Raw genomic sequence first — 22,270 nt, 5'->3', positions numbered from 1 at the left:
GAAATCGAGTAGGACGGGACACGTGATATCCTGTTTGAATATGGGGGACCATCCTCCAAGGCTAAATACTCCTGACTGACCGATAGTGAACCAGTACCGTGAGGGAAAGGCGAAAAGAACCCCTGTGAGGGGAGTGAAATAGAACCTGAAACCGTGTACGTACAAGCAGTGGAAGCCCACTTGTTGGGTGACTGCGTACCTTTTGTATAATGGGTCAGCGACTTACTTTTAGTAGCAAGGTTAACCGTATAGGGGAGCCGTAGGGAAACCGAGTCTTAACTGGGCGACGAGTTGCTAGGAGTAGACCCGAAACCCGGTGATCTAGCCATGAGCAGGTTGAAGGTTGAGTAACATCAACTGGAGGACCGAACCCACTAATGTTGCAAAATTAGGGGATGACTTGTGGTTGGGGGTGAAAGGCCAATCAAACCGGGAGATAGCTGGTTCTCCCCGAAATCTATTTAGGTAGAGCCTCGGACGAATACTTGCGGGGGTAGAGCACTGTTTAGGCTAGGGGGTCATCCCGACTTACCAACCCTATGCAAACTCCGAATACCGCAAAGTACTATCCGGGAGACACACGGTGGGTGCTAACGTCCATCGTGAAGAGGGAAACAACCCAGACCGCCGGCTAAGGTCCCAAAGTCATAGTTAAGTGGGAAACGAAGTGGGAAGGCTCAGACAGCCAGGATGTTGGCTTAGAAGCAGCCATCATTTAAAGAAAGCGTAATAGCTCACTGGTCGAGTCGGCCTGCGCGGAAGATGTAACGGGGCTAAACTATGCACCGAAGCCGCGGATGCACTCTTTTAGAGTGCGTGGTAGGGGAGCGTTCTGTAAGTCTGCGAAGGTGTGTTGTGAAGCATGCTGGAGATATCAGAAGTGCGAATGCTGACATGAGTAACGATAATGGGGGTGAAAAACCTCCACGCCAAAAGACCAAGGGTTCCTGTCCAACGTTAATCGGGGCAGGGTGAGTCGACCCCTAAGGCGAGGCCGAAAGGCGTAGTCGATGGGAAACGGGTTAATATTCCCGTACTGACGTGCATTGCGATGGGGGGACGGAGAAGGCTAAATGGGCCAGGCGTTGGTTGTCCTGGTGAAAGGGTGTAGGCAGGGTGTTTAGGTAAATCCGGACGCTCAATGCTGAGACCTGAGACGAAATCGCTACGGCGGTGAAGTCATTGATGCCCCGCTTCCAGGAAAAGCCTCTAAGCTTCAGATGCACGTGAATCGTACCCCAAACCGACACAGGTGGTCGGGTAGAGAATACTAAGGCGCTTGAGAGAACTCGGGTGAAGGAACTAGGCAAAATAGTACCGTAACTTCGGGAGAAGGTACGCTGAAACAGGTGAAATCCCTTGCGGATGGAGCTTGGGTCAGCCGCAGTGACCAGGTGGCTGGAACTGTTTATCAAAAACACAGCACTGTGCAAACTCGCAAGAGGACGTATACGGTGTGACACCTGCCCGGTGCTGGAAGGTTAAATGATGGGGTTAGCCTTCGGGTGACGCTCTTGATTGAAGCCCCAGTAAACGGCGGCCGTAACTATAACGGTCCTAAGGTAGCGAAATTCCTTGTCGGGTAAGTTCCGACCTGCACGAATGGTGTAATCATGGCCACGCTGTCTCCACCCGAGACTCAGTGAAATTGAATTTGCGGTGAAGATGCCGTATACCCGCGGCTAGACGGAAAGACCCCGTGAACCTTTACTATAGCTTGGCACTGAACATTGGCCCTACATGTGTAGGATAGGTGGGAGGCTGTGAAACCATGACGCCAGTCGTGGTGGAGCCATCCTTGAAATACCACCCTTGTATGTCTGATGTTCTAACGTTGGCCCCTTATCGGGGTTGCGGACAGTGCCTGGTGGGTAGTTTGACTGGGGCGGTCTCCTCCTAAAGAGTAACGGAGGAGCACGAAGGTTGGCTAAGTACGGTCGGACATCGTACGGTTAGTGCAATGGCATAAGCCAGCTTAACTGCGAGACGGACAGGTCGAGCAGATACGAAAGTAGGTCATAGTGATCCGGTGGTTCTGAATGGAAGGGCCATCGCTCAACGGATAAAAGGTACTCCGGGGATAACAGGCTGATACCGCCCAAGAGTTCATATCGACGGCGGTGTTTGGCACCTCGATGTCGGCTCATCACATCCTGGGGCTGAAGTCGGTCCCAAGGGTATGGCTGTTCGCCATTTAAAGTGGTACGCGAGCTGGGTTCAGAACGTCGTGAGACAGTTCGGTCCCTATCTGCCGTGGGCGTTGGATGATTGAGAGGAGCTGCTCCTAGTACGAGAGGACCGGAGTGGACGAACCCCTGGTGTTCGGGTTGTATCGCCAGATGCATTGCCCGGTAGCTACGTTCGGAATCGATAACCGCTGAAAGCATCTAAGCGGGAAGCGAGCCTCAAGATGAGTCATCCCAAGGGCTATACGCCCTCTGAAGGGCCGTTGGAGACGACAACGTTGATAGGTTGGGTGTGTAAGCGCTGCGAGGCGTTGAGCTAACCAATACTAATGACCCGTGCGGCTTAACCATACAACACCCAAGAAGTGTGAGACCTTGCGCTCAAGAGCAACAAACAAATTATTCAGATTACCGACCTTAACCGTTCGCTAATCAAACATCAGTCTTCCAGATACCATTTATGCCTGGCGGCCATAGCGCTGTGGAACCACCTGACTCCATGCCGAACTCAGTAGTGAAACGCAGCCGCGCCGATGATAGTGTGGCAGCTGCCATGTGAAAGTAGGTCACTGCCAGGCGCCAATTTAGACCTAAACTATCAAGCTTTGCGGAGTGGTAGTTCAGTTGGTTAGAATACCGGCCTGTCACGCCGGGGGTCGCGGGTTCGAGTCCCGTCCACTCCGCCATTAATCTTAAAAACCCAGCAGAAATGCTGGGTTTTTTCGTTTAATAGCTCCGTGGACTAACTGGATGAGGTCGCTATGCTCCTACCTTTAAATGCGGTGCATTTACCACCCCGCTATTATTACTCAGAAAAGCCACCTTCGGGTGGCTTTTTTGTTTATAAAAATGCCTTCGCGGACACTCTGACAGAAAGTGGGGAAGTAGTTCATCTGCCACAAGAGCCAAACATAATTTAGTGCTCGTCTCGATCAGGAAAGAGCTTTGGCTCGTTCTCTTCACCCTTACGCTTCATCGATTTTAGTCTTTAAGCCTAGAAAGAGATCCTGAAGCAAGTTCAGGGTGGCGGCATAAATATAGCGCTCGTCTCGATCATAAAGGAGCTTTGGCTCGTTCTCTCCATCCTTAATACTTCATCTATTTTAGCCTTTAAGTCCGGAACGAGATCCTGAAGCAAGTTTAGGATGACGGCACAAATATTACGTTAGTCTCGTGCAGACGGGATGCTCTAGCTTCTGCGCGCTAATTTTTAAATGCTGCCCTTCGCCATGACTAAATAAACAGGCGCTGATAAAAAAGCCCTGGCTATCTAAACAGGGCTTTTTAAATAATATTTAGTCTAATTAATATTGGCTAGCTAAGGGTGGGTTATAGCAAGTTAGCGCTTAGGCCATTAATCTTGCTCGTCGTTGTCAGTTGATGAGTCGTCTTGGCGCACCTTTGCTACCTCTTCGGCGGTGGTATCGCCATCCAGTTGATTACCAAAGTTGGTACGCAAATGGTTAACGACTTCAGCAACTTGTTGGTCTGATAGCATTTCGCTAAAAGGAGGCATGCCGCGTAGCCCATTTAAGATGACGGCGATAGGATAATCCGGTGAGCGTAAGCGCTCGTTACCCACAAAGGACGGGAAATGCCCTGCGCCCTGTGCGCCTTGACCGTCTGGCATATGACAGGCTTGGCATAACACTTCATAGACTTCTTTACCATTTTGAGTAGAAAAGTGTTTTTCGCCGGCAAACCATCTTTCCCACTCGGGTTTAATTTTAAAATCTTCAGCTTGATAGGGCTTAGCTTGGTCTTGCTCCGCGTCGCCTCGAGATAATTGTAGGTGAATATTAGCACTGTCATTGGTCCAAGGTGGTGTACCGCGTTTAGCGGCATTTTTAATTAATGCAGTGCTTTCTTTGAGATCTCGTTTATCTGTTTGCTGAGAGGTCTTGCTGTCAGCGTTTTTTTTATCTTTATTTTTACCTTTATCTTTCTGTGATGGTTCCTGCTCGTCTAACGACTGCTTAGCTGTTTGATCTGTATCTGCCTCTTTATTAGTAGAGCCAGATGTGTTAGTGGCCTCTTGCCCCGTAGTGTCTTTTTCTTTAGCGGAAGAGTCTTGTTTATTGGTTATGTCTTTTTTAGCCGCCTTTTCATTATCGTTAGAAGAGTCTCGATCCTGTTTGACATCTTGGTTTGTAGAGCGCTTTTCATTGTCAGAAGAAGAGGGTTTACGACTGTCGTTATTTGTTGAGTCTTTTTCTTTAGCCGCAGACTCGTGTTTATTCGTCGACTCTTTTTTCGCCGCCTGTTCATTCTTCTTAGCCGCATCGCGCTCTTGAGTGGTAGCGGCTTCTTTATTGTCAGTCGCCGCTTGCTCACGAGTGGTCTCGTTATTGTTCGTGTCCTTTTCTTTAGCAGAAGACTCATGTTGGTTAGTGGTGTCTTTTTTCGCTGCTGATTTTTGCTCAGTTGCTGGCTCTTCTGTCGTAGCAGATAAAGCGCTAGCTTGCGCACGGGTATCTTCAGTCGTTGAGTTGTCATCAACTCTAAGCTGAGCGTGCGCACCCGTCATACTAGTCAGCAATAATAGTGCGAGAGTCGTTTTATGCATGATCGCCTCCATTTTTCATGTTGGCGGTGGCTTTTTCATGGAGCCGTTGACTTGCATCCATACCAGAAAGAATAGCGCCCTCCATCCAAGCTGGAATATAAGAGCAATGCTCACCGGCCAGTACTAAGCGATTATCAATGGCACACAAGGTATCGTAATGAGCTTCTCTGAGCTCATCAGTCCATACGCCGTAGCAACCCAGTGTCCAAGGGCAACGGTGCCAAGACCAAGAAACTCCTGATAGGAATTCTTTTTCATACTGGGGATGGATTTGTTTACCGTAGGCCACCGCTGCGGCTACGCGCTCTCTAGCACTCATGGCCGACATGGTATAACTGGTTACATCATCAAAAGTATAGGCACCCAGTAATACGCCCGGACCATCACTGAAATAATCATAGGCGGGATAAGAGATAGTGGTAATGGGCAAGTCGGTATAACTTACGCCACCAAAAATATTCTCATCTTGCTCCCAGAAACGACGCTTAAATTCAAGTCCCGTTTTAGTCGAGCTACCATAGGGTACAGCGGCAATTGCCTGTAATAATGCCGGCGAGGCTTGTACCGGAATTTGGCTCAATACCGATAACGGAATGTTACAGACACACCAATCGGCGCTGCGAGTCATCACCTCATCAGGTTTATCAGGGTCTATATAGTGAACAGTGACTTTGCTATCTGATTGCTCAATGCGCACGACTTGGCGGCGATACTCAATTAAATCGCCTACTTCTTTAGCGAAACCTTTAGCTATTTGCTCCATACCTCCTACCGGCTCAAACATGGTGTGCTGGTATTCAGTATTAAAGTAATCGAGCAACATGCCCCATAAACCAGAGTGTAATAGCTCTTTAAATTCAAGAGGCTCACTGGGAGAGGGTTTTGCCATTAAGCCGCCTGCCGGCCAGTGCTCGTAACCGCGAAACTCACTGGCTTTAAGGCTTTTTTGATATTTATTCCCTTCACTTAGTCGACCCCACTCACCTAACTGGGCGATGAGTGCTGAACAGTCTTCTGCAGTGAGGTATTCATCGAGTGCGTTTTGGTCGGTTGCTTTAGCCAGTAATTCAGAAGTGTAGCCATGTACATCGGTTAGCACTTCGCGCACGCGTTTTGGCTTACCACCAAAAGCATTTTGTGCATGGACGTAGGCATTGTAGTTAAGTTGAATAAAGGGCTCGAGCTTAACGCCAAATTTCTTACAATAATGCAGCACACCATAATGATGGTATGGAATACGCCAAGGACCTGGGTTGATATAGTTGCCAGGGGCAAAGCTACAATGTTGGGTTTCGCCGGATAAATCGGTAACAGTATCACCACTATGAATGGTAAAGCAGCGCCCGCCGGGGCGTTCAGTGTATTCAAAGATAGTGACGTCATAACCTGCTTTTCGCAATTCGTAGGCGGCGGTCATGCCGCCCAATCCTGAGCCCAATATTAAGACACTGCTACCGTTGGGCGCGGCGGATAAGTCGAGTTCATCGGTAAAAGTAGAGGCCTGAGCCAAGCCCAGTGAGCTCATGGCGGAGTAAACGGCGCCAGCACCTGCGGCTTGGCCAAGCATTACTAATAAGTCACGCCGAGTTAAGGGGCTACTGCTCATAGGTCGCTCCTATTGTGAGGGGGTTGATCGAGGTTGGTCTGAGAGACGGTTGGATTAACGCGCACTGGACGACGCCGGCGCCAGTACCACACACCGGCGATGATAATAACGGCCACTAGGATAATGCCAAGCCAAGCTAGTAATGGGGCGTAGCGAATAAGAGCCGACACTTTCTGTTTGCCTGAGGCGATATACGCCACATCATCTGTGCTTATTTCACTGTTTGAATACGCGCCAAATTCAGTGCGTACATAATTGGCTAGCGTCGCAATTTGTTGATGGTTGAGTTTGTCTTCAAAGCCTGGCATCAGGGGCTTAGGGGTCGCGCCTCTAAATTCGACGCCTTTAAGAATAACGGCTACTAAGTTTCTAGGGTTGGCACTGCGCACCGTGGTATTGCCCACCAAACTGGCATAAAAAGAGGTCGTTTGCCCGTAACCCTCATCGCCATGACAAGATGCGCAGTACTGAGCATATAAGCCGTTAGCAGAGTCGGGATCACTGATATCTTCTTGCTTAAGACCTTGTTGAGCGAGCTCTCTTTCTTCATAACGGGTAACCTGTGTTACTTTCGGTTCGCGATGAAGTAAGGTCTCGTTGATACGAGTATCGAGCACAGGTTGTTGTTGTGCGTCATCAGCAATAGCGGGAACAGACTTCAAATAAGCGGCGATGGCCAAGCGGTCCTCTTCATTTAAATACTGCAAGCTGTAATGCACGGCCTCAGCCATAGGGCCGGCGGCTTGAGCGGCATAACCCATTTGACCGGTTTTAAAGTAATCTGCTAATTGTTGCTCACTCCATGCCCCTATACCGGATTTTTGATCACTGGTGATATTAGGAGCAAACCAGTTGCCAAGTTGTGCACCGCCTAAGTATTGATCGTAATCACTGCCCATCATGCTATTGCGCGGTGTATGGCAGGTGCCACAGTGACCTAAGTGATCCACCAGATACTGGCCGCGCGCCGCTTGGTCATCTAAGCCTTGGGGAGCTTGGTAATTATCTAAATTCTTAGCATTCCAGCCAATCATTAGCCAACGCATGCTAAAAGGAAACTTAAGATCAGTTTTAGCGCTAGGTTTTTGCTCAACAGCGGCGGTGGTTTTTAAATAAGCATGCAGTGATTTAATATCTTCATCTGTCATGCCTCGGTAAGCGGGGTAGGGCATGGCCGGATACAGATGTCGGCCAGACGGAGTCTTGCCATCTCGTAATACCCGTGTGAGATCTTTAACTGAATAATCGCCAATACCGTATTTTTTAGAAGATGAAATATTAGGGGCTATGATATCGCCCATTGGGGTAGCAGTTGGCTTGCCGCCAGCATAAGGAGTGCCATCGGGTCCTACATGACAGGCTAAGCAGTCAGCGGCTTTAGCGATATATTGACCTTGTTCAACTAATGAAGCTGACTGCGAGGAGTCCAGCTGTTCTGCGGCAAATAACGGAGCGCTTAGCCCCCAGGTAAGTGCTAACCCTGCCGCCAAAAATACGGGATGATGCATGATATCGTCCTGTTTAAGTGTGCGAACTTGATTAAATTACCGTAGAAGCAATATGCAGTTTTTTCAAACTCTAAGCGTGATTTAGTCTGTTTTTTTAAATTAGGTAAATTATTAGCTTAATTATTAAACGAAATGTGAGTTTTTATATTAGTTATTTTTAATTAATTAAAAGTTAATGTTTACTTAAATTAAAAATTATTACCTTTTTGAGTCATTCATGCACTCTTCTAATTCTTTTATTAATTGAGCTTTTAATTCACATAGCGCATCTAGTTGAGAAATTAGTTGGCTATTCGCGTCTTTAGCACCGTGATTGGCATAATATTTCGCAAGCTCTGCTACACATTGTTTAATTTTTTGACTCAGCGCGGTTTGGTAATTTAATCGCGTGGCGGAGATGTTAGGTTGACTGTTTAACCACTGGCTAAGGTGACTTTGATTACTATCAAACAGGGGCCAAGTCTCACTATTATGTTGCACGGCTAATACTAAGTCATCAATCCATGCCTTGTGCTGTAATCCTGCATATAACAAAGAAAACTCATCGCGATGAAGTTGGCGAGTTTCAAGCCAGCGAGCAGGCGGCTGCCAGTTAGCCAGCCAAGTAGGTACCTCTGTCGCTGGCATAGGGCGGGCGATGCCATAGCCTTGAGCTAAGTGGCAGCCCATGCGCAATAAAGTATCACCGTGAGCTAAGGTTTCTACCCCCTCGGCGATCACTTGCCTGCCAAAGGCTTTAGCTAGACTGAGTACGCCATCAAGAATCGCTAAGTCTTCTGGGTCTTCTAAAATATCGCGAATAAAGCTCTGATCCACTTTAATGGTGTGAGTGGGTAAGCGCTTCAGATAAGTAAGCGAAGAATAGCCGGTACCAAAGTCATCCAATGAGATACCCACCCCAAGATCACGACACGTTTCTAGTGTTTTAGACACTAAGGCTAAATCTCCTAAGGCACTGGTTTCTAATACTTCCAGCTCAAGCATATTAGGAGCAATACTGGGGTAGTTAGCTAAATGAGCGGCTAATTTAGCCGCAAAGTCCACTTGGCGCAGATGGCGTGCGGCAATGTTAATGCTGATACCTAAGGCAATGTTTTGTTGTTGCCAATTTAAAATTTGCTGAAGCGCGCTATCGATAACCCAATCGCCGACTTCCACTGCAAGTCGGTGCTCTTCAATAAAAGGTAAAAAACGATTAGGGCTAAGTAAGCCTTGCTCTGGGTGTTGCCAGCGAATAAGCGCTTCTACGCCGATAATAGCGCCGGTGCGCATATTTACTTTCGGCTGATAATATAAAGTAAATTCTTTGGCGAGTAAGGCGCGATTAATATGCTCCACACTTTGATGGTGCTCGCGCATATTGCGTGCTTGTTCACTATCAAATAAATAATAGCGATTTTTACCAGCTAGCTTGGCTTGATACATAGCTTGATCCGCTTGACGGATTAATTGTTCAGGTTCGAGTACCTCGGGTTGAGGATAAAAAGTCACTCCTAAACTGGCCGTTACTTGTAAGCGATGATGATTTAATAATACTGGGCGTGAGGCTGCATCAAGTAAACGCTTTAACAGCGGAAAACTGTCACTGAGCTGTTCAATATCAAGCAAAATAACCACAAACTCATCGCCGCCTAATCTGGCCAACGTATCACCGTCGCGAATCGCATTTTTCATGCGCGCCGCTACTGCCCTCAATAGCTCATCTCCGGCGTCGTGGCCATAATTATCATTAATATATTTAAAGCCATCTAAATCTAAATAAATAATGGCAATAGATTGTTGATGACGACTGGCTTGCAACATGGCTTGGTGCAGGCGATCGGCAAGCATTAACCGATTGGGTAATTTAGTGAGGGTGTCGTAGTGCGCCTGATATTCTAACTTTTGTTCATTTGCCTTAAGCAAGGTGATGTCGGTGGCAATACCGAGCATACCGATGACTTGCGAATGATCAGCCTCATCAAAGATAGGCGTTTTAACATCTAAGAAATGCGTAACATGGCCATTGGGCCCCGTTAATGAAAACTCCAGTTGGTGAGGCTCCCCTTGCAGCGTCTTTTTATCTATTAAGTTTAATTGCGCCGTTGTCTCCGGGCCTAAAAACTCTTCTCCTGTGCTTCCAAGTAACATGGCGCTATTACAACCAAGTAACTCTAACGTTGCTCTATTGGCGTAGGTATAGCGCATATTAATATCTTTCATAAAGATACAAGAGGGCACGTGATCGAGGGCTTGGCGAAATAGTAAGGTTTGTTGGTTGGCGGCTTTTAGCGCTAATTCGGCTTCTTTGCGCTCGGTAATATCAGTGACTAAGCCGTACCAAGTGATGGAGCCATTGGCTTCTTTATGGGGCTCAGAGTCACCATAAAGCCAGCTAATTTTACCATCTGGATGATAAATACGATATTCATGGCGCCATGGTGTGAGATAAATAGCGGACTCTTTAATGCTATTGATCACCGCGGCGATATCTTCAGGGTGCACCATGGCAAAGAGCTGATTAGCGTCTTCTTGAACTTGTTGAGGGCTAATGCCATAGATGCGTTGAATACCTTCACTGGTAAAAGGAAAGTGCCCTTGGCCCTCACCCGAGTAATTATATTCAAACACCATACCCGGAATACGACTGGCGATAGTCTTTAAGCGATGTAGCGCTACTTTTAGTTGTTGTTCACGCTGATAAACTTGTTCAGTCAGCGCCTGAGCGAGTGCCCGAGCACTAGCGCGGGTTCTAGCAAAAGATTGGATCAATAAAAACAATAATATACTCAGTATTGAGCCACCAAGGAGGGTGGCCCAAACATACTGATAACTGACCACGTGCTGAGGGTTTAAATAATCAAAATGTAGCAGCCAAATGCGGCCATTAAAATTAACGGTCTGTTGTTGAGAGAACATGCTGGAGGTGTGGGGCTTGGCTAAGGGGTGACTTTGATATAACAGATGCTCAGGGCTCGCTTGGCCATCAAAGACTTCCATGGTTATGGCTTTTTCTTGCGGCGCTTGCCACTGGCTTAATAAGCTTTCCATTAAATCATCCATACGATAGCCGCCCACCGCCCAGCCTAGTAGTGCAGCACGGCGTAGTGCGAGGGTAGTTAAGTCGCTATTTGGGCGATACACAGGCGCATACATGACAGTGCCCGCTTGCGGGCTTTCGGTATCTTCAATAATCAATGCTATTTTAGCGCTTAAGCTAACCTCGCCTGAGTCTCGCGCTTGGCTCATGGCTTGGCGGCGGGTCGGCTCGCTAAACATGTCATAACCTAACGCTTTTTGGTTGCGAGCATCGAAGGGGCTTAAATAAATCAGTGAGCTATAAGCGGCACGCGGATAACTTGGCCAAATATGATAATGAGGAAAACCTTCACTTTGAATACGCGCCGTATGACTGGCCAATTGGTTAGCTGGCACATATTCGGCAAAGTTAATACCAGAGATACCTGCCTTGTTTTTCATTAGCTGTAATTGACTAACGTAAGTTTCCCACTCTTGACGAGTCACCGTATCGGCGGCATTTAATAAGCCGGCCGCGCCGCGTAATACTAAGGCGTAGGCGTTTAAGCGCTCGGTAATGGTGGTGGTGATTTTTTGGGCAACGAAGGCAAATTCTTTAATGGCGTGATTATCGGAGGTTGTTTTTACTTGCCAGGCGCTAAGACCTGTTAATAACAAGCCAATCAGCAGCATTAACCAAGCTAGGCGAGATAAAGCAGAGGGGTTTTGGTAAGTCATATTGGAGCCTTCCTTAGCTCACCTGGCCAAGTGGTTGGCGAAACGTAACTGGGTTATCCCTTATAAAAATAGGGAGTAAGGTTATTGAAAGGCCAAACGACGCCTAGCACTGACGAGTGAAAATGCTTTAATCTAAAATGAATTAGATCATACTCTTAAATTAGCTTCAAACACGGATTATTAAACTGTGCGCTGGCGCTAAATTTAGCGTTTAGTTATGAGGCTATCTTGCCTTTATTCCAATAATAATGGGCGTTAATAAAACAACTAGCCCGCCTTTGGTCGCTCTTTTTAATTGCTACGCCGTGCAGTCATCAAGTCAGTGCGAAGTGTGATTATCTCATTTATTACTTATAAAAAAGCGGGCTAATAGCCCGCTACCTTAGTTGTCTTCTATTTTAAGAAGCAGTTAATGCCTTGTTTTGGGCTGTCATGCGCATGGCCCCATCGGCGGCACTTGCCAGCTCTTGGCCTTTCACTACAAAGTGGCGGCTATAATATTGTTTATGCTCTTCATGCTCATGAAAATGATGCGGTGTTAAAATAGCAGTAAGCACGGGGATTTGTGTTTCTAGCTGCACTTGCATTAGGCCACTACACACTGCTTGAGCCACAAAGTCATGACGATAAATGCCGCCATCGACCACTAAGCCACTACAAGCAATTGCACTATATTGGCCGCTGTTAGCAAGCAACTTAGCTTGTAGAGGAATTTCATAGGCACCGGGTACGGCAAGCACATCAATCTTGTCTACGTCATAGCCAAGCTCGCTAAGCTGTGAGCGAAAGCCAGCTAAACAATTTAACAGAATATCGGTGTGCCAAGAGGCATGAATAAAGGCAATACGTTGGTCGCGTGCGTTAAATTCAATTGATTTCGTTAAGCTCTGATCCATGGTCAATCCCATTATAAAATAACTGAATCAGGGCGAACGTACAGGCAAACGCGGCACTCGCAACAGGTGCGTTGGCCACGGTCTTTGGTTAGCAGTGAGCTTGGCAGTTCGCCAAGTGTGCCATAGTAAAGGACATGTCTGACGCTCTCTATCATCCGGACTATCACCGTCGGCTCTGGAGTTACACCAGATCTGCTGACCTTTAGAAAGTAACAAGACTACTAAAGCGCTCGCGGGCTTAATGCTACTGACTAAAGCACCTTACCGCCGGTGGGGAATTACACCCCGCCCCGAGAACGAAGCCGGAAAAACCGACGCCATAATATAAAGTGTTATGTCCTTATAGTAAAGGACGCCTCGGGCGGCATCCTTGCTACTTTTTAATTTTTACTTTTTAATTTGCTACATAGAGGCGGGCTCTTCTAAGGCACGGCGAATATCATAAAAACGATACTGCTCTAATTTACCAAAACCCACTTGTTGTTTGGCCTTTAATTTATTTAGCAAAGGCGTGCTAATACCGGATAAAAAGCACGTTAAGGTATGAGCACTGAGTGGTGCAGAGCTGGCCGTTTGTAAAGGCTGACACCATTGCTGTAATTGTGAACGAGCCGGCAGTTGCGCTAGCTGAGGTTTTGGCAAGGAAGTGGGCTGATGGTGCGTACACACAGAACAATGGCCGCAAGCACGAGGGGCGTGAGTGTCACCAAAGTAGCGAGCTAAGTGATGACTTAAGCACTCATTGCTTTCAAAGAAATCTACCATTTCCTGAATGCGCGTTATTTCACTGTGTTCTTTTTGGCTAAATAATTGTGTTAAACGTGCCGCCTCTGCCGCTATTTCAAAATGAGGTGTAACAACGCGATACACTTCCACCATTTGCTTACTTTCAAGGCTAATAAGCCCGTGTTCATCTAGATAATCTAGCGCGCTAACCACCCGAGAACGCTCCCCAGCGCCTTGTTGCCAAATAGCGTCAAAGTCGACTTGGCACCACGTTCTAGCCTGCGGCGAGCCTTGAAATACACTGCGCAAAAAAGCTTGGCGCTCTGGGTTAAAGCGCGCCAAGATCTCTTCTTTAGAAGAGATAAACTTAAAGCGGTAATCGGCGTAATAACTATATTGAGCTTCTAAAATATGGTTAAGCTCTAAATACACCAGCAAAGTACGCAAAGGTAATAGGCGTATATTGCACTCATTAGCCAGTCTTAGTGCCATGATCTCCCACGGCTGGCCATCACGCGGAATATATTCTAATAAAGTTCTAATGGCACTGGGCTCAGGGGTGTCGCCATAGACAAAGTTTTCTAGCACGGTTAAGCCGGCTAAATTGCCTAATAAGGTGCAATGAGCGGCGTGACCATCGCGTCCTGCTCGGCCAATTTCTTGGCTGTAGTTTTCAATCGACTTGGGCAAGTCATAGTGAAATACGTGGCGAATATTAGCTTTATCGACCCCCATGCCAAAAGCAATAGTAGCCACCATACAAGGGATTTCACCGCTCATAAACGCCTGCTGTAGAGCTTGGCGCTTATCTTGATCCATACCCGCATGATAAGCGTGAGCGGCAATGCCGGCAGCGCTTAATTGGTTAGCCACTTGCTCTGCGGTGTGTTGTAAAGTGACATACACAATAGTGGCTTCATTAGGCGCTAAAGATAGCCGCTCAATTAAGGTGGTAATTTTATTTGCCTCTGGCACCGCTAATACGTCTAAGTAAAGGTTAGGCCGATAAAATCCCGTGATCACCACGTTATCAGGTGCCAGCTTAAATTTTTGCTGCATATCATTAATCACGGCTGGAGTAGCAGTCGCGGTGAGCAAGAGTACCTGAGCAATATTAAGACGCTGGCAATAGCTAGGCAGTTTTAAATAATCGGGTCGAAAGTTATGGCCCCACTCAGAAATACAGTGTGCTTCATCTACTACCAGCAAGGAAATGGGGACGTGGCTAATGAAATTTCGAAAGCGCTCGTTTTTTAATCGCTCTACCGAGATCATTAATACTTTAATTTGCCCCTCGCGTACGCCTTGCATAACAGCACGGCTTTTTTCAAAACTTTGAGTAGAGTCGATGCTGGCAGCAGGAATATTTTTGCTGGCCAAAAACGCTAATTGATCTTGCATTAGCGCTAACAAGGGGGAAATAACCAGCGTTAAATGCGGTAATAATACAGCAGGGAGCTGATAACACAGTGATTTACCCGAGCCAGTAGGAAAAATTGCCGCCGCTGACTGACCGCTCATAATGGTGTTAATGACTTGCTCTTGGCCGGGACGTAAAGTAGAAAAACCAAAGTAGTGTTGTAAGGTCTGCTGTAAATTCATGGGCCGCCTGTTCCTGATCCTTTCGACTCACTAGCTTGGCTGGCGCCGCACGCTTTGGCAACTTTATTAGTGTGAGGTATAAGGCGTGAAGAGTAAGAGGTAAGTGAAAACAGGGGAGCTGCCTTGGCGGTAAACAAAAAAAGCCAAACTCCTAACTTAAATTAGGAACTCGGCTTTGGTGTTGTCTTTAGCGGGTAACTTTATTGCGCAAAGGCGTAAACGGGAGGCATAAAGCCTCACTTCACCTCATTCCTCCTTCACTCCTCACGCACACATTAAAACGTCATAAAGTCTTGATGGAAGGATTTTTCGCAGTAGCTGCAGCGAAAGCGCACTTGGCCCTTAATGGCGCGCACTTTAAATTTACTCGAAACCGGCTCGTTATGGCTGATGCAGTTAGAGTTAGGACAAGAAAAAATGCCCTCAATGCGCTCGGGTAATTGCAGCTGCAGCTTTTCCACCACGCCAAAGTCTTCAATTAAATTTACAGTGGCATCTGGAGCAAACAGCGCCAATTGGTTGGCCTGGGAAGAAGTTAAGCGAACATTCTCCACTTTTATAATGTCTTTGCTGCCCAGTGCTACCGAGGGTAAGTTTAAGCCCACGGTAATTTTGGCTTTGGTGTGTAATAACCCAAACAGCCGTAAAATTTTTATGCCTTGGCCTGCTGGGATATGATCGATGACGGTGCCATTATGAATGGCTTCCACTTGCAATTGGCTTTTGTGCATCATGTCTCTCATATATTTTCGTTCAACACCAACGCCAGCAGTGCTTGGCGCGCATAGACGCCATTTTCTGCTTGCTCAAAATAATAAGCATAAGGCGTGTCATCCACTTCTATCGCTATTTCATCGATGCGCGGCAGCGGGTGTAATATTTTTAAGCTATCTTTTGCGCCCTCTAATACTTCAGGCGTCAGCACATATTTAGAAGCCACATGCACGTATTCTGTTTCATCAAAGCGCTCTTTTTGCACCCGCGTCATATATAAAATATCAATTTCATCCATGACTTCTTCCATGCTGTCGCAAATTTCGAAGTTAATGCCTTTATCGCTCAGCTCATCACATAAGTAATCTGGCATCGATAAGGCTTGTGGCGCAATAAAATAGAACTTACAGCCAAATAAGCTTAAAGCTTGGGTAAGCGAGTGCACGGTGCGTCCGTATTTAAGGTCACCCACAAACGCGATGGTTAAGCCTTGCAGCGTGCCTTGGGTTTCATAAATGGTAAATAAGTCGAGCAGCGTTTGGGTGGGATGTTGGTTTGAGCCATCTCCTGCATTAATCACCGGCACTGAAGAAAACTCAGAGGCGAGTCGTGCCGCGCCTTCTTGGGGGTGGCGCATAACAAAGGCGTCGCCATAAGAACTGATCACTTTTACGGAGTCAGCCAGTGTTTCGCCTTTTTTAGCTAAGGAGGTGCTGGTGCTATCAGAAAAACCAATCACAGAGCCACCTAAGCGCTGAATGGCGGTTTCAAAAGAAAGCCGAGTGCGGGTAGAGGCTTCAAAAAAACAGCTCGCCACTACTTGGCCTTTTAATAGCTCAGGATAAGGTTGAGTTTTAAGTTTTACAGCGGTGTCTATGATCAACTCAAGCTCGGAGCGAGAGAAGTCAGAAATTGAGATAATGTGCTTTTGATATAAAGGATTTGCCATCAGCGACGCTCTTGCAGGTGTAAGGTGAAGGCCACAAAAAAGCCCCAGCGTGGGGCTATTAGAGCTAGATGATTACAAACGCCTGTGCGCTCGCGGTACACAGGCTGAGCGAGTTCCAAATGAGATTGTGAGCTAGATAATGCTATCAGCATTGGTACTGCACTCCAAGCGCTTGCTAATCGGTCAGATTATAGATAAATGTCAGCCAGAAGCAAAAGATCTGATGAATTCGGTGAAAGATTAAGCGAACAAACGACTTTATGCTAAATAGGCCTTTACCTTTAGCTAGGCTGCTCTATAATTCGCTTCGTATTGCAGGGGTGTAGTTCCAATTGGTAGAACGGCGGTCTCCAAAACCGACGGCTGGGGGTTCGAGTCCCTCCACCCCTGCCACATTTTGTAAAAAGCCAGCCTAGTGCTGGCTTTTTGCATTTCAAAGGAGTGATGACGTTGAACCATTCGCAACTTTGGCAGTTTTTAGACTTACCACTTTGGCAATGCACGCACCCGAGCGCCTGCCGCTGGCGCCGGCTCCCTTAATTCCAAAAGGGGAAGTGCTGATAGTGGTAGGCGATAATATCCCACTGTCTTCGCTGTTTTTACAAGATATGGGTGCGGCATTAGCTTTGCCTGCTGCACAGCTCACTTGGGTGAAGCTAAGTCACTGGCTGGCTGCTAATAAGCCCAGCGCGCCGGTGTTATTAGGTATTCAGATTGATAAAGGGTTGGCTGATTTTCATTGGCATGCTGAGCATTGGCCGCTCTCAGTTGCACAAAAACGTGCGTTATGGAATTGCTTATGTCATTGCTATTTAGAGCACTTACCCCCGAAGACTTAGCGGCGATGCAGGCGCTAGAAAATCAAGCTCATACTCACCCTTGGACTCGCCAAACGCTAGCCAGTAGCTTTGGTGCACGCTACTTTACTGGCTCGCTATGGACAGCCGCGACCTCGCTCGAGCCAAAAGGCACCCTACAGGGCTATTTTGTAGCTGACAAAGTACTAGATGAAAGTACCTTAATGAATATCTGTGTGGCTCCCAGCGCCCAGCGCCAAGGGCTAGGTCGTCAATTAATGACTCATTATTTACGCTTGTGTCGCGAGCGCGATATTACTCAACACTGGTTAGAGGTACGCGCATCTAATATCGGTGCCCAAGCCTTATATGCCGCCATGGATTATCAAGAATATAGTGTGCGCCATGATTATTATCCCACGGCAAAGGGCTGGGAAGATGCAGTGTTAATGGCGTTTAAGGTGTACGACTAGCGGCTTGTCGTTATAATCAAAGCTTGCACACCTTTCAAAGGATGAAAATATGGGCGTGTTCAGGGATGTTATTCAAATAAATAAGCCGCTGCGTTTATATAAGATAATGATTACTTCGCTTATCGCATTATTACCTAAGGCTGTATTCTCTTCTTTAGTTATTAAGTTAGCGCCATTATTAACAGCGCAATTAGTCATAAAGCGCGCAGTCATTGTTTGTTTATGGGGGCTGCTAATAGTAGTACAACCTGCACAAGCTGAGCGCTATCGTTATCATGATGCGAATCGTATGGTGCATTATCTTGATAACCACACCTTTAAAATAAAGCCTTTGCCCGAAAGTGGTGAAGAGCACGCTCATAATCGTAATGGTGTGTTAATGCGCATTGAAGAGCGCGCAGACGGCCATTATATCTGGATGCTTAATCGGTTAAATGTCGCCATCACTCTCGTCCCTCAATTTACTCAGCAGCATAATGTGGCGATTCCGGTGGCGCTGCAGCAAGCGCTCTTGTTACCCGCCAGTGCGGAAACCTTAATTGGTAAGCTAGCGCCAAAGCAGGCGGGTGATTGGCATTATCAATATGGCTTTTCTTATTTATACGGTGACCAGCCTGCACAAAATATACAGGCCACTGTGCCTAACGTTCATGAGCCGAGTGTTATTGAAAAAACGGCGGCCTATTTTCCTCCTTCTCAGGCGCCTAGCTTACAAAACTCCAGTTTAAATTTAAGCTATCGGGCTACTCAACAGCGTCATGTTTATTATAAAAGCGCTCACGATTTAGCTGCGCCTGTTATTGGCTCCTACCTTATCGCTCAAGGCTTTAATGGTGATTTTAGCCATAATAAACCCGCCACTCGTTATGCGCTGGATTTGGCATTACCTGTGGGCACACCTTTGTATGCTAGCCGTGCTGGCGTAGTGGTAGCGGCCGTTGATCACCACCAAGGGGGAGGGTTAGATGAAAAGTTTAGAGGCAAAGCCAACCATCTGCGGATTCGTCATAGTGATGGCACAGTGGCGCTTTATGCTCATCTTAAAACAGGCTCAATACGCGTCGCTAAGGGCGAGCAAGTACGACTAGGCCAAGCCATTGCCGCCTCAGGCAATACAGGTTATACCTCAGGAGCGCATTTGCATTTGGCTCTACAGGTGAATAAGTCAGGCGTGATGGAGTCCATTCCTTTTACCTTACAAGGCAGCCAACCCATAGCGGGTGTATGGTTAACCGGTAATGCATGGGGCGCACAATAGTTGTGAACCCATAAGCTGACAGGTTTTATTACTTAAGCAAACTGTTCGCCAAATACAGAGTAGGGCGATTAAAACTGATAATATCACTGCCCTCCTACTTTAAACGCATTAATTTAAGCTCATTACAGGATAGTCAGATGGCACAGGCAATCAGTGAAACTAAAGCCGGCTCGCGCAGTCTCGGTCATTATATGCAAGTCTTAGGCCCCGGTATTTTAGGCGCGGCAGCAGCCATTGGTGGCTCTCATCTAGTGGCCTCTACCCAAGCGGGTGCTATTTATGGCTGGCAATTAGTGGGCTTAATTTTATTAGTGAATGTGCTTAAGTATCCTTTCTTTCAAATTGGTGCTCGCTACACCATGGCTGCCGATGAAACGCTTATTCAAGGTTATGATCGCATAGGCCGAGGCTACCTCTATTTATTTAGTGTGCTTAATGTAGTGGCTTCGGTGATTAGTACTGCTGGGGTGGCCATGTTATGTGGCAGTATTTTGGGCTTATTTATTGGCGATAGCTTAACGGTCACCCAGCTCAGCATGATAGTACTGACCGGCTCCTTAATATTTTTGCTTACGGGTCATTATAAAACACTCGATAAAGTCACTAAGTGGATTATAGTGGGCTTAGCCATCGCTACGATAGCGGCAGTGTGCCTAGCGCTAAATAAAGGTGGCGTAGCGCCTGCTGATTTTATCTCTCCTAGCCCGTGGAATTTAGCTTCGGTAGGTTTTTTAGTCGCGCTAATGGGCTGGATGCCGGCGCCCATCGAGTTATCAACGTGGAACAGTGTGTGGTTGCGCCAGAAAAAAGCGCTAAATAAGAACCTAGACTACCAAGATGCGCTGGTGGATTTTAACGTGGGTTATTTTACCTCCACCTTATTAGCGCTGGCTTTTGTGGCGCTCGGCGCGCTGGTGTTACATGGCAGTGGTATTAGTCTGGCCAGCTCAGGCATTGGTTTTGCTCATCAACTAGTGGATGTGTATGCCAGCGTCATGGGCGAGTGGAGCCGCTGGCTGATCGCTTCTATCGCTTTTTTATGTATGTTTTCTACCACAGTCACCGTATTAGACGGCTATAGCCGTGCTATTAGTGAATGCTTTGTGCAATTTAGCCAACCGCAAGGCAGTGGCCCCACCGGTACAGGGAGTCGCTTTACTTATCCCTTAATGATTGCCATGGGCATTATTAGCGCTTTTATTATTATGTTTTTTAAAGGCGCCTTATTAGCCATGCTCGAGTTTGCCATGATTTCGGCCTTTATTAGTGCTTTGGTTTTTGCTTGGCTAAATTATCGATTAATGCATTTATCTGTAGTGCCCGAGCGCCATCGTTTAGGCTTAGGAATGCGCGTATTAAGTTGGCTGGGTATTTTGTTCTTTGCCGGTTTCAATTTATTATTTGGCTATTGGTATTTGTTGGTAAAGTAATAATCTTACCTAACAGCCTGCTTTCACTTTGTTACTTTTAGTCAAAAAGCCCAAGACTAACTTATTGTCAGTCTTGGGCTTTTTACTTCTCGCGCCGATGAAAAGAGAAGAGCTAGTCTGTGCTTTTTGTGATCTCAGCCACTAAATCCTTCCTCCATTATTAAAGGAAGAATGCTAACTTAGCTAAGTGCATAGCTTAAGGATGCAAGATATGGGGTAACGGTAGGTTGGCTATTATCAATGCTGCTAATAGCCACTCGCTAAACCGTGATATCGACATTAAATAGGGATTTATTATGTTAATCGCAATTCCAAAGGAAACCCTGATCGGGGAAACGCGTGTTGCGGCTTCCCCTAAGTCGGTTGAGCAACTGCGCCAACTGGGCTTTGAGGTAAGCATTGAACAAGGCGCCGGTCTTAAAGCCAGTTTTGAAGATAGCGCCTATCAAGCGGCGGGCGCAGAATTAGTGAGTGCCGAAAAAGTTTGGCAAGCTGAGATTATCTATAAAGTAAATGCGCCAAGCCCGGCGGAAATTGAACAGCTACAAGCGGGCACCACCTTAGTGAGCTTTATTTGGCCGGCACAAAATCCACAATTAATAGAACAATTACAAGCTAAAGGCGTGACTGTATTAGCGATGGATATGGTGCCGCGGATCTCGCGCGCACAATCGCTAGATGCGCTATCGTCAATGGCAAATATTGCCGGTTATCGGGCAGTGATTGAAGCGGCACATGAATTTGGACGGTTTTTTACGGGCCAAATTACCGCCGCTGGCAAGGTACCACCGGCTAAAGTGCTGGTGATAGGCGCCGGTGTTGCCGGCTTGGCCGCCATCGGGGCTGCAGGCTCATTAGGCGCTGTGGTGCGCGCCTTTGATACCCGTCCTGAAGTAAAAGAACAAATCAACTCCATGGGCGGTGAGTTTTTGGAGTTGGACTACCAAGAAGACGCCAATTCTAGCGATGGCTATGCCAAAGAAATGAGCCAAGCCTTTATTGATGCCGAAATGGCGCTCTTTATGCAACAAGCGAAAGAAGTCGATATTATTATCACTACTGCGCTTATTCCTGGCCGACCGGCACCCACGCTAATTACCGCTGAGATGGTTGCGCAAATGAAGCCAGGCTCGGTGATTGTCGACCTTGCCGCGCAAAATGGAGGTAACTGTGCGCTTACTCAGCCTGATAAACTCTTTGTTACTGAGCATGGCGTTAAAATAATTGGTTATACGGATCTTAATGGCCGCTTACCTACTCAGTCTTCTACCTTATATGCCACCAACCTGGTCAATCTTGCCAAGCTACTTTGTAAAACTAAAGATGGCCAAATTGACGTTAACTTTGATGATGTGGTGCTGCGCAATATGACAGTGCTTAAAGCTGGCGAAGTTACCTTTCCTCCTCCGAGTATTAGCGTCTCTGCGACGCCAAAAGCGAAAGCGATGCCAATTGCGCCTACAGAGCGCCCCGCCAAGCCTGCCAATAATGCTAAATATTATGCCGCCGGCATCGGCGCCTTATTATTTGCCTGGTTAGCCGCGGTGGCACCGGCGGAATTTTTATCCCACTTTACGGTGTTTATCTTAGCCTGCATTGTGGGCTACTACGTGGTGTGGAACGTTTCTCACTCGCTGCACACGCCGTTAATGTCGGTAACGAATGCGATTTCGGGCATTATTGTGGTGGGTGCATTAACACAAATGGGCAGCGGCGGCTTTATTAGTGTATTGGCGTTCATTGCCATCTTAATTGCTTCTATTAACGTGTTTGGCGGCTTTACCGTTACGCACCGGATGCTAAAAATGTTTAGGAAGGGCTAAT

At 47.0% G+C, this 22,270-nt stretch carries 13 protein-coding genes, 2 tRNA genes, 2 rRNA genes and 1 riboswitch (1 of these 18 only partly in view); of the genes, 9 read left to right on the top strand and 8 right to left on the bottom strand.

Annotation, left to right across the window (positions count from 1 at the left end; translation table 11 throughout):
- The 3 genes from CBP12_RS07665 to CBP12_RS07655 form a co-directional block, all read left to right on the top strand.
- Nucleotides 1-2,537: ribosomal RNA gene (locus CBP12_RS07665) — 23S ribosomal RNA — on the top strand (it extends 354 nt beyond the left edge of the window).
- A 112-nt stretch (nucleotides 2,538-2,649) separates the two neighbouring features.
- Nucleotides 2,650-2,764: ribosomal RNA gene (gene rrf / locus CBP12_RS07660) — 5S ribosomal RNA — on the top strand.
- 31 nt (nucleotides 2,765-2,795) lie between these two features.
- Nucleotides 2,796-2,872 (top strand) — tRNA-Asp (locus tag CBP12_RS07655).
- A 668-nt stretch (nucleotides 2,873-3,540) separates the two neighbouring features.
- Here CBP12_RS07655 and CBP12_RS07650 read toward each other — a convergent pair.
- From CBP12_RS07650 to pyrB, 8 genes are all read right to left on the bottom strand, one after another.
- Nucleotides 3,541-4,752, bottom strand: a complete 1,212-nt coding sequence (locus CBP12_RS07650) for a c-type cytochrome (RefSeq protein WP_157420077.1) — start codon at nucleotides 4,750-4,752, stop codon at nucleotides 3,541-3,543.
- Nucleotides 4,745-6,358: a flavin monoamine oxidase family protein gene (locus CBP12_RS07645; protein ID WP_086963903.1), complete on the bottom strand. Its 1,614-nt coding sequence runs from the start codon at nucleotides 6,356-6,358 to the stop codon at nucleotides 4,745-4,747. The genes CBP12_RS07650 and CBP12_RS07645 overlap by 8 nt, the downstream gene beginning before the upstream one ends.
- Nucleotides 6,355-7,866 (bottom strand): cytochrome c, encoded by a 1,512-nt coding sequence (locus tag CBP12_RS07640; protein ID WP_086963902.1) that lies wholly within the window; start codon nucleotides 7,864-7,866, stop codon nucleotides 6,355-6,357. Before CBP12_RS07640 ends, CBP12_RS07645 begins: the two co-directional genes overlap by 4 nt.
- A 198-nt stretch (nucleotides 7,867-8,064) precedes the next feature.
- Nucleotides 8,065-11,601: an EAL domain-containing protein gene (locus tag CBP12_RS07635; protein WP_086963901.1), complete on the bottom strand. Its 3,537-nt coding sequence runs from the start codon at nucleotides 11,599-11,601 to the stop codon at nucleotides 8,065-8,067.
- A 398-nt stretch (nucleotides 11,602-11,999) separates the two neighbouring features.
- Nucleotides 12,000-12,497 (bottom strand): 6,7-dimethyl-8-ribityllumazine synthase, encoded by a 498-nt coding sequence (locus tag CBP12_RS07630; RefSeq protein WP_086963900.1) that lies wholly within the window; start codon nucleotides 12,495-12,497, stop codon nucleotides 12,000-12,002.
- A 139-nt stretch (nucleotides 12,498-12,636) separates the two neighbouring features.
- Nucleotides 12,637-12,799: riboswitch (FMN riboswitch) on the bottom strand.
- Between the two features lie 100 nt (nucleotides 12,800-12,899).
- The gene (locus tag CBP12_RS07625) at nucleotides 12,900-14,825 is read right to left on the bottom strand and encodes a RecQ family ATP-dependent DNA helicase (RefSeq protein ID WP_086963899.1); all 1,926 of its coding nucleotides are present in this window, start codon (nucleotides 14,823-14,825) and stop codon (nucleotides 12,900-12,902) included.
- A 275-nt stretch (nucleotides 14,826-15,100) separates the two neighbouring features.
- Complete coding sequence (gene pyrI / locus CBP12_RS07620; RefSeq protein ID WP_086963898.1) at nucleotides 15,101-15,559, bottom strand: aspartate carbamoyltransferase regulatory subunit; 459 nt, start codon at nucleotides 15,557-15,559, stop codon at nucleotides 15,101-15,103.
- Nucleotides 15,560-15,564: 5 nt separating this feature from the next.
- Nucleotides 15,565-16,488, bottom strand: coding sequence for an aspartate carbamoyltransferase (gene pyrB, locus CBP12_RS07615; RefSeq protein WP_086963897.1), 924 nt, complete (start codon nucleotides 16,486-16,488; stop codon nucleotides 15,565-15,567).
- 316 nt (nucleotides 16,489-16,804) lie between these two features.
- Here pyrB and CBP12_RS07610 point away from each other — a divergent pair.
- From CBP12_RS07610 to CBP12_RS07585, 6 genes are all read left to right on the top strand, one after another.
- A tRNA-Trp gene (locus tag CBP12_RS07610) sits at nucleotides 16,805-16,881 on the top strand.
- A 98-nt stretch (nucleotides 16,882-16,979) separates the two neighbouring features.
- The gene (locus CBP12_RS07605; RefSeq protein ID WP_157420075.1) at nucleotides 16,980-17,327 is read left to right on the top strand and encodes a hypothetical protein; all 348 of its coding nucleotides are present in this window, start codon (nucleotides 16,980-16,982) and stop codon (nucleotides 17,325-17,327) included.
- Complete coding sequence (rimI, locus tag CBP12_RS07600; RefSeq protein ID WP_086963895.1) at nucleotides 17,288-17,758, top strand: ribosomal protein S18-alanine N-acetyltransferase; 471 nt, start codon at nucleotides 17,288-17,290, stop codon at nucleotides 17,756-17,758. The genes CBP12_RS07605 and rimI overlap by 40 nt, the downstream gene beginning before the upstream one ends.
- 49 nt (nucleotides 17,759-17,807) lie before the next feature.
- Nucleotides 17,808-19,016 carry a M23 family metallopeptidase gene (locus CBP12_RS07595; RefSeq protein WP_232455037.1) on the top strand — a complete coding sequence of 403 codons (1,209 nt, stop codon included), beginning with the start codon at nucleotides 17,808-17,810 and terminating at the stop codon, nucleotides 19,014-19,016.
- A 137-nt stretch (nucleotides 19,017-19,153) separates the two neighbouring features.
- Nucleotides 19,154-20,446, top strand: coding sequence for an Nramp family divalent metal transporter (locus CBP12_RS07590; protein ID WP_086963894.1), 1,293 nt, complete (start codon nucleotides 19,154-19,156; stop codon nucleotides 20,444-20,446).
- A gap of 296 nt (nucleotides 20,447-20,742) precedes the next feature.
- A complete protein-coding gene (locus CBP12_RS07585; RefSeq protein ID WP_086963893.1) occupies nucleotides 20,743-22,269 on the top strand; it encodes a Re/Si-specific NAD(P)(+) transhydrogenase subunit alpha in 1,527 nt (508 codons plus the stop codon).
- Nucleotide 22,270: the final 1 nt, after the last annotated feature.

The organism is Oceanisphaera avium, assembly GCF_002157875.1.
GTDB lineage: Bacteria > Pseudomonadota > Gammaproteobacteria > Enterobacterales > Aeromonadaceae > Oceanimonas > Oceanimonas avium.
Note: the sequence above shows the minus strand (reverse complement) of the source record. Positions and strands in the feature narration are given on the sequence as shown.

What these genes read in the sequence shown, in the direction of transcription:
- CBP12_RS07650 (WP_157420077.1), bottom strand. Translation starts at nt 4,752, where the DNA reads ATGCATAAAACGACTCTCGCACTATTATTGCTGACTAGTATGACGGGT.
- CBP12_RS07645 (WP_086963903.1), bottom strand. Translation starts at nt 6,358, where the DNA reads ATGAGCAGTAGCCCCTTAACTCGGCGTGACTTATTAGTAATGCTTGGC.
- CBP12_RS07640 (WP_086963902.1), bottom strand. Translation starts at nt 7,866, where the DNA reads ATGCATCATCCCGTATTTTTGGCGGCAGGGTTAGCACTTACCTGGGGG.
- CBP12_RS07635 (WP_086963901.1), bottom strand. Translation starts at nt 11,601, where the DNA reads ATGACTTACCAAAACCCCTCTGCTTTATCTCGCCTAGCTTGGTTAATG.
- CBP12_RS07630 (WP_086963900.1), bottom strand. Translation starts at nt 12,497, where the DNA reads ATGGATCAGAGCTTAACGAAATCAATTGAATTTAACGCACGCGACCAA.
- CBP12_RS07625 (WP_086963899.1), bottom strand. Translation starts at nt 14,825, where the DNA reads ATGAATTTACAGCAGACCTTACAACACTACTTTGGTTTTTCTACTTTA.
- pyrI (WP_086963898.1), bottom strand. Translation starts at nt 15,559, where the DNA reads ATGATGCACAAAAGCCAATTGCAAGTGGAAGCCATTCATAATGGCACC.
- pyrB (WP_086963897.1), bottom strand. Translation starts at nt 16,488, where the DNA reads ATGGCAAATCCTTTATATCAAAAGCACATTATCTCAATTTCTGACTTC.
- rimI (WP_086963895.1), top strand. Translation starts at nt 17,288, where the DNA reads ATGTCATTGCTATTTAGAGCACTTACCCCCGAAGACTTAGCGGCGATG.
- CBP12_RS07595 (WP_232455037.1), top strand. Translation starts at nt 17,808, where the DNA reads ATGGGCGTGTTCAGGGATGTTATTCAAATAAATAAGCCGCTGCGTTTA.
- CBP12_RS07590 (WP_086963894.1), top strand. Translation starts at nt 19,154, where the DNA reads ATGGCACAGGCAATCAGTGAAACTAAAGCCGGCTCGCGCAGTCTCGGT.
- CBP12_RS07585 (WP_086963893.1), top strand. Translation starts at nt 20,743, where the DNA reads ATGTTAATCGCAATTCCAAAGGAAACCCTGATCGGGGAAACGCGTGTT.